Annotated in this window: 10 protein-coding genes and 1 pseudogene; 8 read left to right on the top strand and 3 right to left on the bottom strand. The window is 44.1% G+C overall.

What is annotated here, in order from left to right:
* Positions 1-122: 122 nt before the first annotated feature.
* The gene (locus tag H6F66_RS06685; protein WP_190419506.1) at positions 123-2,330 is read right to left on the bottom strand and encodes a transglycosylase SLT domain-containing protein; all 2,208 of its coding nucleotides are present in this window, start codon (positions 2,328-2,330) and stop codon (positions 123-125) included.
* Positions 2,331-2,525: 195 nt separating this feature from the next.
* On the opposite strand from H6F66_RS06685, the gene H6F66_RS06690 reads away from it, so the two are divergent.
* Complete coding sequence (locus H6F66_RS06690; protein WP_190419508.1) at positions 2,526-3,998, top strand: leucyl aminopeptidase; 1,473 nt, start codon at positions 2,526-2,528, stop codon at positions 3,996-3,998.
* A gap of 280 nt (positions 3,999-4,278) precedes the next feature.
* On the opposite strand, the pseudogene H6F66_RS06695 reads toward H6F66_RS06690, so the two are convergent.
* Positions 4,279-5,061: pseudogene (locus H6F66_RS06695) on the bottom strand (IS5 family transposase).
* Positions 5,062-5,544: 483 nt separating this feature from the next.
* Between H6F66_RS06695 and hpsE (H6F66_RS06700) the strand changes: the two are divergent.
* Positions 5,545-6,585 carry a hormogonium polysaccharide biosynthesis glycosyltransferase HpsE gene (hpsE, locus tag H6F66_RS06700; RefSeq protein WP_190419510.1) on the top strand — a complete coding sequence of 347 codons (1,041 nt, stop codon included), beginning with the start codon at positions 5,545-5,547 and terminating at the stop codon, positions 6,583-6,585.
* Between the two features lie 13 nt (positions 6,586-6,598).
* Positions 6,599-7,021 (top strand): hypothetical protein, encoded by a 423-nt coding sequence (locus H6F66_RS06705; protein ID WP_190419512.1) that lies wholly within the window; start codon positions 6,599-6,601, stop codon positions 7,019-7,021.
* Here H6F66_RS06705 and H6F66_RS06710 read toward each other — a convergent pair.
* On the bottom strand, positions 6,957-7,811 hold the full coding sequence (locus H6F66_RS06710; RefSeq protein ID WP_190419514.1) for a 2OG-Fe(II) oxygenase: 855 nt from the start codon (positions 7,809-7,811) through the stop codon (positions 6,957-6,959). The genes H6F66_RS06705 and H6F66_RS06710 overlap by 65 nt on opposite strands.
* Positions 7,812-7,906: 95 nt before the next feature.
* Between H6F66_RS06710 and hpsE (H6F66_RS06715) the strand changes: the two genes are divergently transcribed.
* From hpsE (H6F66_RS06715) to H6F66_RS06735, 5 genes are all read left to right on the top strand, one after another.
* Positions 7,907-8,851, top strand: coding sequence for a hormogonium polysaccharide biosynthesis glycosyltransferase HpsE (gene hpsE / locus H6F66_RS06715; protein ID WP_190419516.1), 945 nt, complete (start codon positions 7,907-7,909; stop codon positions 8,849-8,851).
* 88 nt (positions 8,852-8,939) lie between these two features.
* Positions 8,940-9,899, top strand: coding sequence for a glycosyltransferase family 2 protein (locus tag H6F66_RS06720; protein WP_190419518.1), 960 nt, complete (start codon positions 8,940-8,942; stop codon positions 9,897-9,899).
* A gap of 608 nt (positions 9,900-10,507) precedes the next feature.
* Positions 10,508-11,281, top strand: coding sequence for a glucose-1-phosphate cytidylyltransferase (gene rfbF / locus H6F66_RS06725; protein WP_190419520.1), 774 nt, complete (start codon positions 10,508-10,510; stop codon positions 11,279-11,281).
* Between the two features lie 122 nt (positions 11,282-11,403).
* A complete protein-coding gene (gene lhgO / locus H6F66_RS06730) occupies positions 11,404-12,618 on the top strand; it encodes an L-2-hydroxyglutarate oxidase (protein WP_190419522.1) in 1,215 nt (404 codons plus the stop codon).
* An 11-nt stretch (positions 12,619-12,629) separates the two neighbouring features.
* Positions 12,630-13,655, top strand: a complete 1,026-nt coding sequence (locus H6F66_RS06735; RefSeq protein WP_190419524.1) for an SDR family oxidoreductase — start codon at positions 12,630-12,632, stop codon at positions 13,653-13,655.
* Positions 13,656-13,678 lie beyond the last annotated feature (23 nt).

Genomic DNA, 13,678 nt, shown 5'->3' on the forward strand with positions numbered 1-13,678 from the left:
CCTTTTAAAACCTTCTTGGGGGAGCTTGGAGGTTCACAACACTAACCGAAAAATAGGGACATGGTAATACCTAGTAATACCATGTCCCTACATTCACCCTTGAATTTTTTATCTTTAATTGTTTAGCGCAGTATCTGAACGCCTGAGTGTTTTTCTACTAACTTAGAAACTTCTGGATTATACAACCTCAGATAATTCCAATAGTTACCAAAAACTTGTCTGACATAACCCTTTGTTTCATCAAAAGGTATTTCTTCGACAAATTCATCTGGATCGATAGACCCTTTTTGCTTAAGCCATTTCGAGACATTACCAGGGCCGGCATTGTAACTAGCAACGGCTAACAGGGAGTTGTTGTTATATTCCTTGTGGGTGAAGTCAAGAAACCAAGTTCCCAATTTTACGTTATCGTTGGGATTTTCCGTATTAAATTGCTTAATTCCAATTTTTTCGGCAACCCACTTACCTGTTCCTGGCATCACTTGCATTAAACCAACGGCACCAGCAACAGAACGGATTTTACTTTCAAACCGCGACTCCTGACGAATTAAAGCTGTTACGAGTAGAGGATTGAGCTGACGCTGTTGCGCCCAGCTTTCGATAATTTCCAGATATGGGAAAGGATAGAGACTGTGCCAGTAAACGGGTTGTTGCCTGAAAGCTTTGTATTCCTCTAGTTCGGCGGGTGTTTCACGGTCTTCGAGAGTAGAAATATAAGAGATTCCCTTCAGGTAGTTGCCTAATCCTAGCTGCATGATGCCTTCAGTAAATTGTTCGGCAACGGTGGGCTGCATCCGGTTTTGGAATTCGGCTTGCCAAAGCATCCAAGCATCCCGGTGTTGACCTAGCTGGTACAACTCTTTTAACTTTTCGGAGCCAGCAGGTAAGACTGGGTGTTCGATGGGTCGCACTACTTGCGGGGACAACTGACGCACGGTGGTAAAGTCTCCCACATCCCAGCCTAATAAGACGGCAGAACGCCACGCATAGTAGGATTGGGGATACTTAGCTAGTACGTGTTCAAAAGCTGCTTTCGCTTCCTGCTGTTTCCCCAACTTAGTTGCCCATTTGCCGACCCAAAAGCCGGCCCTGGGAGCCAAAATGTTATCGGGATTGTTGATTGTGATGGGTTGCGCCCATTTCCAGGCTTCCCGGAAATCTCCTAGCTGTGCCTGTTGTTGAGCTACTTTCCACCGATATTCTGCGGCTATGTCGGAACTGGCATATTTAGTTAGCATCAATTGCCTCGCGTCGGAGGCTGATTGAGAGCTTCCCAGTTGTTCGAGGATTTTGGACTTGGCTAGGAGTGCTTCACCTGCTTCGTCGGGAAAGTTGCTGATAACGCGATCTAGGTAGGGTAATGCTTCTAGGGGTTTGACTAATTCTGCCAAACGCCGTAAGCCGAGTCCAGTTTCTTCGGCATCGGGGAATTTAGAGATTAAGGATGAGTAGGCAATTCTGGCTTGTGGTGTTTTGCCGGAAAGTTGTAGCCCTCTGGCGGCGCGATAAGCGTTACGGGCAGTTTGGGGTGCGCGAGCATAGGCGATGCTGGCTTTTTCATAACTGCGGTTTTCCCAGTAGTTAAATGCGATCGCTTCCCAATCTTCGGGTTTTAGCAGGGTTGTGCCTTGTTTCTTGGCAGCAGCATCCAGGGTAACTAGCCGATCTTGTACGGCAAAAATTCCCGGCTCCTTCCCAGCGTATTTTACTAACATTAAGAGCAACTGCGGCTGATTAGGATTTTTGCTCAACCTAGTACGCACAATTTCCACGGTGCGGGGATGGCTGGGGAAGGATGCGATCGCACTGTCCCAATATTTCGGATTCTTTTTACCCAACACATACAGTGCTTCGGCTGCTGCTGGTGAGTCGGGATACTGTTTGACTAAATTCTGCCTAGTCGTCTGCGCTTGAGTGTCACCAGCCAGTTCGTAAGCTTGAGCGCGTTTTAAGGCAATATAGGGTGCCATAACTGGATAGTCTGACTCTAATCCTTCCAGCAGTTTGAGCGCCTTTTTGCCTTGCTTAGAGTCAATCAAATCGCTAGCCAAAAGATAACGGGCGCGGTTACGCTCGATGGATTGATTGCTGGAGGCGATCGCTTCGAGTTGTGCTTCCCGCTGCGCCGCCGGGAGCGACGCTAATGGCAAAACCGAAGGAGCAGATTGGCTCCCCTGATTCTGGCTTGACTGCTCCTGAGGCTGAATATTAACCATCAATTTCCCTAACAAACTGGTCAATTGTGGTACTGACAGAGTTGCCCCAGCTACTAGGGCAAGTAATCCTGCCCCTACAGCCAGAGAAATTTGGGTTTTCCGCTGCTTCAACATCGCTTCTTTTCCGCCACGTCTGAATCAAATTCCCTGAGACTCTAGCATTTTAATCAAAGTTTCCCAGTTAGCTGATACTCTGGCGAAAATTACCTGACTTGGGGCAACCCTGTAAGGGAACGTTACAAAAACCTGGCTTTTGATTTTGATCGATACTGGTAACTAATACAGGTAAACAATCAGCAGAACACAGGAATGGAATTTCGATCGACTGATACGCCACGTTTGGACTGGTCTGGGGATGCCCTCGCTGTTGGGCTATTTGAGGACGGATTGGAGATAACTGGCGATTTGGCGGCGCTGGATGAAAAACTCGCCGGGACTATCAAGGAATTGATTGAAGAGACGGAATTTAAGGGAAAAGAAGGCAGTAGCGCTGTAACTCGCGTTGGTGGAAGTAGCCCTATCCGCAAAATTATGTTGGTGGGATTGGGTAAACCAGAGGCTTTGAAGCTGGAAACTTGGCGGCGGGCTGGTGCTGTTGTTGCCCGGTTAGCGAGAAAGGAAAAGTGCAAAACTCTGGGGGTTAGTCTGCCAGTGTGGAATCAGGATGCAGAGGCGAGTGCGAGTGCGATCGCGCAAGGCATCTTCTTAGCTTTACATAAGGATAATCGGTTTAAGTCTGAACCGGAAGACAAAGATGTGCAGCTAGAACGTGTTGATTTACTCTCGTTGCCCGGTCAAGAGTCGGCAATTAATCGCGCTAAAGCGATCGCTGATGGCGTGATTTTGGCGCGGGAACTGGTAGCAGCACCAGCGAATGAGTGTACGCCGATAACTATGGCCGAAACTGCACAAGCGATCGCAGCAGAACACGGTCTACAATTAGAAATTCTGGAACAACAAGAGTGTGAACAACTTGGCATGGGGGCATTTTTAGCTGTTGCTAAAGCTTCTGATATGCCCCCCAAGTTCATCCACCTCACCTACAAACCAGAAGGAACGCCCCGCCGGAAATTGGCAATTGTCGGCAAAGGTCTTACCTTCGATTCTGGTGGTCTTAACATTAAAGGTGCTGGAAGCGGCATCGAGACTATGAAGATGGATATGGGTGGTGGTGCCGCCACGCTTGGCGCTGCTAAGGCTATCGGTCAGTTGAAGCCAGATGTGGAAGTCCACTTTATCTCTGCTGTGACTGAGAATATGATTAGCGGTCACGCTATGCACCCAGGCGATGTCCTCAAAGCTTCCAACGGCAAAACGATTGAAGTTAACAATACCGATGCCGAAGGTCGATTGACTTTGGCGGATGCACTGGTATTTACGGAAAAGTTGGGCGTTGACGCTATTGTTGACTTAGCTACACTTACAGGTGCCTGCGTAATTGCACTGGGCGACGATATTGCTGGGTTGTGGAGTCCAGACGATGCAGTTGCCAACGAGTTGCTGAAGGCTTCGGAAATGGCTGGGGAAAAGCTGTGGCGGATGCCTATGGAAGAGAAATACTTTGAAGGACTCAAGTCACAGATTGCCGATATGAAGAATACTGGCCCTCGTCCAGGTGGTTCGATTACTGCGGCTTTATTCTTGAAGGAGTTCGTCAAGGAAACTCCTTGGGCGCACCTGGACATTGCCGGCCCGGTTTGGGCGGATAAGGAAAACGGCGTTAACAATGCTGGTGCTACGGGTTACGGCGTTCGTACTTTGGTGAACTGGGTACTGAACTAAGGATTTGGGATTGAGGACTAAAAAGGAAAAAGTGAAGAATTAATTTTTTGCATTTTTCCTTTTTTAGCTCCCTTCCCTACAAAACTAAATGGGTAGTGGTATAGAAGTAGTGATATATCCACTTTCACCCCCTACCGTACAATGCTTTGATCATTGAATATCACTACCGCTAAATGCGATCGCCTTTGGAGATGATTTTCATTTTATATGTTTTTATACTCCATAAAGTCTTGGCTTTGTTTCTAGAAGACCAAGTTAGAGCTGATTTATAAAGTTTTGATTAAGAGGTGAGACGGTTGAGCATCAGTTGTACCATAGCGCCATAAATCATTGCCTCACTGACCTCTGGCAGTAGTTCATAATCCTTGCTGAGACGGCGATAGCGTCCTAACCAACAATCATGTACGTTCTACTACCCACCGTCTTGGTAAAATCCTAAACTCAGATTCTGTACGTTTGACCACCTCCACCTCGGCACAACAGATGCTGGCGACAGCACCAGCGAAGTGTTTACCACTATAGCCCTGGTCAACCCAAATTAATTCCAAACGGGAAGACTCACAAGTCTCCTCCATCAGTGCCCCTGCCGCTCCCACTCGGTCTTGACCCTTTGCTTGAGTTACGACTACACTCAGCAGCAATCCTTGAGTGTCTACAATGATGTGGCGTTTGCGTCCTTTAACTAACTTACCCCCATCGAAGCCGTACACCTCCCCCTTTTTTCTGTCGTTTTGACTGACTGGCTATCAGCAATTGCTGCACTTGGTTGAGGGTCTCTATCCACTTGTTGACGAACCTTTTGCCGCAGGTGATGATTCATCTGTTGCCAGACTCCAGTTTTCTGCCAACGACGAAAGTAAAAGTAAACTGTTGAGCAGGGGGGTAGGTCATGTGGAAGCATTTCCCAAGAACATCCCGTGCGTAGTACGTAGAAAATCCCATTGACGACTTCACGTAGATTGACAGTTCGCGGATACCCTCCGGTTTTGGCTGGTGGAATTAAGGATTCAATTAGCTGCCACTGTGCATCTGTGATGTCGCTTTTATAGGCTTTGCTCGTCATGGTCTGAGCCGAATTGTAACATCAACATATGGTATTGGCTGCATTACTATCTATACCACTGTCTTTATATTTACTTCATAAATCAGCTCTTAGCTTAATCTAAATTTTATAATCTTAGTAGCAAAAACAAGACATTACAAAGATTCAGTAAAAAGTGAGGCAAAATTGCCAGTTAGTTATTTTAATTAAGTTTTGCTTTCGGTAGTTTGTGTACAAACTCTGAGATGATACTATAATTACGTAATTCCCTGATTTAACTGGCGGCTACAAAAAGGATGTCCCGCACATTCGCAGTTGCCCGGTGTTCACAACGTAAGTAATATCAGGGAAAATACTTAGTGCGATGCTACAGTAAAGGCAAGCTAAAAAATATTCTTTAGAAACACCACTGTAGAGAAAAATCTTACACAGCTTCGGTTTAGAAATTGGGTTTACCAGAACATCAAACCGTACACAAACCATCCCTAACCCCAAGAACAAATTATGGTTAACTTTACAGTAGCCATCCCAACGTACAACGGTGGAGATCGTTTACCTGAAGTTCTGCATCTACTGCAAGAACAGCTCAATACAGAACAATTTTCCTGGGAAATCATCGTTATTGATAACAACAGCACCGACCATACAGCGAAGGTTGTTCAAGAGTATCAATCCAACTGGCAAGCAAGCATTCCCTTAAAGTATTATTTAGAAACCGAGCAAGGGGCAGCCTTTGCGCGACAACGGGCTGTGGAAGAAGCTCAAGGAGAATTCATTGGCTTTCTTGATGATGATAACTTGCCGGATTTAAACTGGGTTGCCGCAGCTTATGCGTTTGGTCAAGCGCACCAAGAGGCGGGAGCCTACGGTAGCCAAGTCCAAGGCTTCTTTGAAGTAGAGCCGCCAGAGAATTTTCAGAAAATCGCTTGTTTTTTCGCATTAGTGGAGCGAGGCTCTTTATCAAATCGCTACGAACCTGACAAAAAGCTTTTACCGCCTGGTGCTGGGTTAGTTGTGCGCAGAAAAGCTTGGCTTGCTAACGTTCCCAAGCACCTAGTTCTCAATCACAAAGGTCGAGAAGCTAAGTTAGCTAGCGAAGATTTAGAAGCCGTACTGCATATCCAGCTAGCAGGCTGGGAAATCTGGTACAACCCCGAAATGCGCGTACAGCATAAAATTCCTAGGTGGCGTTTAGAAAAAGATTATCTACTTTCTTTAATTCGCTGCATAGGTTTAAGCCGGTATCACATTCGGCTGCTCGGTTTGAAGAATTGGCAGCAACCTTTGGCGGTTCCCATTTACCTGCTAAATGACCTCCGCAGGTTGATACTTCACCTGATTAAACACAGAGGCAAAGACACAATTAACAGCGATATAATTGTGGCTTGCGAACGCGAGTTCCTGTTATCTAGCTTGATTAGTCCTTTTTTCCTTTTGAAAAATAGATATTTAGAAATTGGGCGAGCTAAAATATTGGAGTTTAAAGAAACTCTGAATTTCTTGCCCTCACTGTCAGATAGAAAAGTATCCACCCTCCGAGAATAAAGGCTACTCAAATATGAAGAATCGAAATCCGGTTGTTGCTATTGGACTGCACGCAGCAAGTCCGGTGCTGCTGGAAAAGTGGATGTCTCAGGGATATCTGAAGAACCTTAGTTGCCTGCGGGAACAAGGAGCTGACGGTCGTCTAGACTACACAAAATCTTCTAATGAAACGCAAAGATGGACGACATTTTTGGCAGGTTGCCTACCTAGAAATACTGGGTATTGGGGACGGATTAAGTTTGACGAAAACACCTATGAATTAGAAGAAAACGAAACTTACGATTTTGCCAAGTATCCACCTTTTTATGCTTTAGGAGATGACTACCAGGTAGGAGTATTTAGAACGCCTTTGGCTCCTCTAGCTGAGAAAGTTAACGGAGTGCAGGTTTTAGAAAAGCGTTCCGAGCCATCCAATGTTGAGAGAGTGCTTTACTAACTTCGAGCAACTGCTCATGAGAAAAGCCAGATTTACAATAGGTAGGGTTTTTTGGCCGTCTAGAAGTGTAAGAAAAAAACATCGTCACCCGCTCAGATTTTACAGGCACTTTGCCACGGTGGTAGATGCTGCAAGTGTCAGTAAAAATTACTGTACCAGCAGAGCCAGTGCATGGTATCCAATCTGATTCGGGTACCAAATTTTTTATAAGTTTATCCTCAATAAAGCCGTAACCCTTTTTAAACGCTCGAATTCGGGGAGTTAACTGCTTGGGAATATATTGATATGGTCCTCCCTCATCATTCACATCATTAAAATAAACAATCATTTTTACTATACGGCGATCTTCTATATCTATATGCCATTGCCTAGTACCTACCTGCTCTCCATCTAGCATATCTTTGCGAACAGATACACCATGATAAGCAACCGGAACACCAATATAATTTTCGACAATGTTAAGGAATTTTTTTAAAAGTCCCCAGAGAAAAATATCTGGGTGGTTCATAATTTGATTTAGACTGGCAAGCGCGTATTTTCTATCTTTTTTATAGGAAGATGTTGGTAGTTCTGGCACTAGACTCTCTGCTGCCTTCAGAAGTCTTGGTGTATTAGAACTTAAGAGAGCATCTAAAGAGGTAACACAAGTTCCTTGCTGCCTGAGAGTATCGACAATTGCCATATCCTTGGCTGACAGTGGCGGTAGATTGCCACTATGTTTTACAAGTTCTACTCGGTAAACCAGTTCGGCAGCGGCTCGATTAAATATATCTAAACTTTTGGTAAGCATAAGCTTTATTCTTCTCAACGGCTATTTATTCGGTTATAACATTAGAAGGTCGTGCAAGGTATTTAACAGGGTACACGCCACATAAGCAAAAAATTATGGTTGACTTCACAGTAGCCATCCCTACATACAACGGGGAAAGCCGTTTAGCCAAGGTAATAGAGCAACTGCGCGAACAAATCAACACCGCACACTTCTCCTGGGAAATCATCGTTGTTGATAATAACAGTAATGACAATACGAAAAAAGTTGTTCAAGATTATCAAGCTAACTGGCATCATCAACCCTATCCGCTGAAGTATTGCTTTGAGGCGCAACAAGGGCTATCCTTCGCTAGACAACGGGCAGTCGAGGAAGCTAAAGGCACCTTCGTTGGTTTTTTAGATGATGATACGTTACCCGCCTCTGACTGGGTAGCAGCAGCTTATTTATTTGGGCAAGAACATCCAAAAGCGGGTGCTTATGGCGGACAAATTCACGGTAATTTTGAAGTCAGTCCACCTAAAAACTTTGAGAGAATCCAATCTTTTTTAGCAATTAAGGAACGGGGAGCTAAACCTAATCTATATGATCCAGAAAATTTAAGCTTGCCACCAGGAGCAGGATTAGTTATTCGTAAACAGGCATGGCTTGAAAATGTTCCTACTCGCCTAGTTCGTCAGGGTAGAGGAGGTAATGATTTTGAGATATCGTTGCACTTGCATAGAGGAGGTTGGGAAATTTGGTATAACCCCACGATGCACATTTATCATCTGATACCAAAATCGCGGTTAGAAAAAGATTATCTCCTTTCCTTAATTCGTACAACTGGTTTTTCTATCTGTCAACTGCGGATGATTAATACTAAAAATTGGCAAAAACCAATTGTTATAGTAAGAATTATGCTGGGCAACCTACGTCGAGCTACTCTGCATTTAATCAAGTATCGATGGCAGGTAAAAAATGATCTAGTTGCGTCCTGTGAAATGGCTTTTTTCTTAACTAGCTTACTCAGCCCTTTTTACTTTTTAAAAGCTAGATTTGAGAGGAAATGCAGAAGGTAAGAGGCATATCAAGGATTAAGTAATTTTAAAAAAATTAAGGTTGCTTAAATCAACGCTAACAAATACGCGATCACAAAGGGGAAACTCAATGACTGATTGGCACCTAAAAACACCAGTTGCTATTTTTATCTTCAAGCGCCCCGATACCACCCAAAAGGTATTTGAAGCAATCCGGCAAGCAAAACCACTCAAGCTCTTAGTAGTCTCTAATATTCCCCCAGCTAACAAACCAGACCAAGCTGAACTAAATGCAGCTGCTCGTGCAATTATTGAACGTGTTGATTGGGACTGCGAAATTCTAAAAAATTACTCTGATACTTTTCTTAGCGCTAAAGATCGCATTTACACTGGCTTAAACTGGATATTCGAGAATGTGGAAGAGGCAATTATCTTAGAAGATGACTGCGTACCTCATCCCAGTTTCTTTCGGTTCTGTGAAGAAATTCTCGAATATTACCGAGATGAGCCGAAAATTATGGGAATTAGCGGCAGTAACTTCCTTAAGGGAAGCACTCGGACAGATTACAGCTACTATTATTCTCTCTTCCCTAATTTATGGGGATGGGCCTCTTGGCGACGAGCATGGCAACATATGGATCTTGAAATGAAGCTCTGGCCAGAAGTCCGAGATCAGGGATGGTTGATGGATATATTATCAGATTCTCGTGCTGTAGATTGGTGGAGTAACGTATTTCGAGCTGTCCACGAAAACCGTACAGATACTTGGGATTATCAATGGGTACTTTCCTGCTGGTTGCAACAGGGATTGTACGTTGTGCCTAATGTTAATCTAGTTTCAAATATTGGCTTTGGTTTAACATCAACGCATACCAGAGATATTTATGATTGGCGGGCTAATATGCCTGTTGAAGCCATGTCATTTCCGCTCAAACATCCCAATTTTATTTTGCGGGATTCCCAATCTGATAGCCTTGTTTTAGAAAGATATTATTATGGCAGTACAACTCCCAATTTATTGCAGCGTGTGAGCAGAGAAGCAAGACGAGCTAGAAGCCTGATAAAAAAGAAAATTTTTGCCCGAAAATAGTTCAACAGTAGCTATTTAAAGCATTGTACTACTCATTAGTAAGCGCGGCGTACCAATGAAGGTACTGCTAATTACTTTTGGTGATGCTATAGCAGTCCTAAATCATTCGTGAAGGCGAGATACCCGATTTCTTAGAGAAGTCGGGTATCTGGAGGGCTGGGTCACAAGTCAAATAGGATTGCTATACTCTCCCCTTTTTGTCTCCCTTATTAAGGGTGGCGAAGGGGGATTTGTATCTAGCGTCTCAAAAATAAAGCCTATAACTTGTACGCAGCAAAAATGTGCTTAAAAGCGGCTTCAGTATACTTAAGTAAATATCGATACTCCAACACCAATAATGCTTAGTTCATTCTCAAGGGTTTCTTTAGAACGAGAGATTATACTTACAAGTACAACTATATTATTCAGTGAAATATCAGGCTATTTACAAAAACTTTTTCAAGTCTTCACATTTATCCGTAAGTAGTTTACGTTATTTTTACAGTCATTTGTAGAGTTTCCACTAGAATTGTGACATGGAAAACTAACCTCACACCTTACTCAGATAATTGCGGGGCTAGTGTATCTATCGAAAGTTAGCGATAACCCTGAGAAATATGAGGTGATACATGAAAGCAGTGATACTAGCTGGAGGACTTGGTACTCGTTTAAGTGAAGAAACCACTATTAAACCAAAACCTATGGTTGAAATCGGTGGTAGACCCATACTGTGGCACATTATGAAGACATACTCTGCCTATGGGATTAATGACTTCATCATCTGCTGCGGTTATAAAGGTTACATAATCAAGGAGTATTTTGCCAACTACTTCTTGCATATGTCCGATGTCACTTTTGATATGCGGTTTAACCAAATGAATGTTCATAGCGGATATGCTGAGCCTTGGCGAGTCACATTGGTAGATACAGGTGAAAACTCCATGACTGGTGGGCGGCTGAAGCGAGTAAGAGAGCATATTGGCAATGAAACTTTCTGCTTCACCTATGGAGATGGTGTCAGCAGTGTAAATATTAAAGAATTAATTGAGTTTCACAAAGAACAAAAGACTTTAGGAACATTGACTGCAACCCGTCCGGCTGGACGCTTTGGAGCGCTTTCTCTGGGAGAAGAACAAGATAAAATCGTCAGCTTCAGAGAAAAGCAAGACGGAGAGGGAGCCTGGATAAATGGTGGTTATTTTGTTCTGGAGCCAGAAGTAATTGACTACATTGGAGGCGACTCCACAGTTTGGGAAAAAGAGCCATTAGAAAAACTAGCTGACTCTGGACAGCTAGCTGCTTACAAACATCCTGGTTTTTGGCAGCCGATGGATACTTTACGTGATAAAACCTATCTTGAAGAACTTTGGAAAAGTGATAAAGCACCTTGGAAGGTGTGGTAGTAAAATAGTTAGGAGTTAGGAGTTGGAAGTTAAGAGCGGTCAAGGTACTTATGACTCATACCTGAAACTTTATAACTTCTTAAATAGTTCTCAATCATCTTAGTTTCAGGTGCAAAAATACCATGTATGACTTTGCAATCATCGGGGGGGGAATTGTTGGTCTTTCGACTGGCATGGCATTGGGCAAACGCTATCCAAACGCTGGCATTGTAGTGCTAGAAAAAGAAAGCAAATGGGCATATCACCAAACTGGCAATAACAGCGGTGTTATTCACTCTGGCATTTACTACAAGCCAGGGAGTTTCAAAGCTAAGTTTTGCCGAGACGGTTGTCGCTCAATTGTGGAATTCTGCCAAGAGTATGACATTGCTCATGAAATTTGCGGCAAGGTAATTGTTGCGACAGAAGAAAAAGAACTGCCGCGACTAGAAAATCTTTACAAACGCGGCTTAGAAAACGGACTGAAAGTTACTAAGATTAGCGCTTCAGAAGTCAAAGAAATTGAACCTCATGTCAACTGCGTGGCGGGAATTCGAGTTTATACAACTGGAATTGCCGACTATAAGGAGGTGGCTCGGAAATATGCTGAGTTGATCGAGTTGCAGGGTGGAGAGCTTCGTCTAAATACCAAAGTTGAAAAAATTATTGGAAAAGGCGATACTCAGGTAATTGAAACCAACAATGGTATCTATGAGACGCGCTGCACGATAAACTGTGCTGGACTGCATAGCGATCGCATTGCCAAACTTTCTCAAGTCGATCCCCAAGCCAAAATCGTCCCCTTCAGAGGGGAATACTACGAACTGGTTCCAGAAAAACGCTATCTCGTCAAAACCTTAATTTATCCAGTTCCCAACCCAGACTTTCCGTTCCTGGGCGTCCACTTCACAAAAATGATTGATGGCAGCGTCCACGCAGGGCCAAATGCGGTCTTGAGCCTCAAACGCGAAGGCTACAAAAAAACCGACTTTGACCTACGAGACTTTGCTGAAGTCATGACCTACCCTGGCTTCTGGAAACTAGCAGCCAAACACGCCGACGAAGGCATCCAAGAAATAATTCGCTCCTTCAGCAAAGCCGCCTTTGTCCGCAGTTTGCAAAAGCTAATTCCTGAAGTCCAAGCGGCCGATCTTGTTCCCACCCACGCCGGAGTTCGCGCCCAAGCCTTAATGAACGATGGCAAGCTAGTAGACGACTTTTTGATAGTCAAAGGTAACAACTCCGTCCACGTTTGCAACGCTCCTTCCCCAGCTGCGACTTCTTCAATTGAAATCGGCAAAGCAATTGTCGAACAACTTCCCCAACCGCAGCATCTACAATCAGCAATCAGCGTATAGGATTAGCAGCAATGAAAATATTTGTCACTGGAACCGAAGGCTATCTTGGCTCATTATTAGCCCCCCTCTTGATGCAACGCGGACATGAAGTTATCGGCTTAGATACAGGCTTCTACAAAGTAGGCTGGCTCTATAACGCCACCGACCTAACTGCCAAAACTCTGAACAAAGATTTGCGGCAGATTACCGAAGAAGATTTACAGGGTGTAGAGGCAATTGTTCACATGGCTGAACTCTCTAACGACCCCGCTGGACAACTCTCACCTAACATCACCTACGACATTAACCACAAAGGTTCAGTTCGCCTTGCTAATTTAGCTAAATCAGCAGGCGTGCGTCGCTTCGTTTATATGTCATCTTGCAGTGTTTATGGCGTTGCTACTGAAGGCGATGTCACCGAAGAATCTCCCGTCAATCCTCAAACAGCCTATGCAGAATGTAAAACATTCGTAGAACGGGATGTCCAACCCCTAGCTGATGACGATTTTTCCCCCACCTTTATGCGGAATGCCACCGCTTTTGGTGCCTCTCCCAGAATGCGTTTTGATATTGTTTTAAATAACCTTGCAGGACTAGCTTGGACAACTAAAGAAATCAAGATGACCAGCGACGGGACACCTTGGCGGCCCTTGGTTCATGCTCTTGACATCTGCAAGGCAATTGTTTGCACCCTGGAATCTCCGCGAGACATTGTTCACAACCAAATCTTCAACGTAGGCGACACTGCTCAAAATTATCGCGTGAAACAAATTGCAGAAATTATCGCTGATGTCTTTGAAGGATGTAAATTAAGTTTTGGAGAAAGCGGTTCAGATAATCGCAGTTATCGTGTTTCTTTCGAGAAAATTAATACTACCCTACCCGGATTCAAATGTGAATGGAATGCCGAACTGGGAGCCAAGCAGTTATACGATTTGTTCAAGCAAATTGATATGACAGAAGACATTTTCTTATTTAGAGGCTTCACTCGGTTAAAACAGCTCGAATATCTGATTCGCACTCAGCAAATAGATCGAGATTTCTTCTGGAAAAAGTAAGCAGCCAAGTAAAACCCTCAGTT

This window comes from Trichocoleus sp. FACHB-6 (assembly GCF_014695815.1).
In the GTDB taxonomy this organism is placed as follows: Bacteria; Cyanobacteriota; Cyanobacteriia; order Cyanobacteriales; family FACHB-T130; genus Funiculus; species Funiculus sociatus.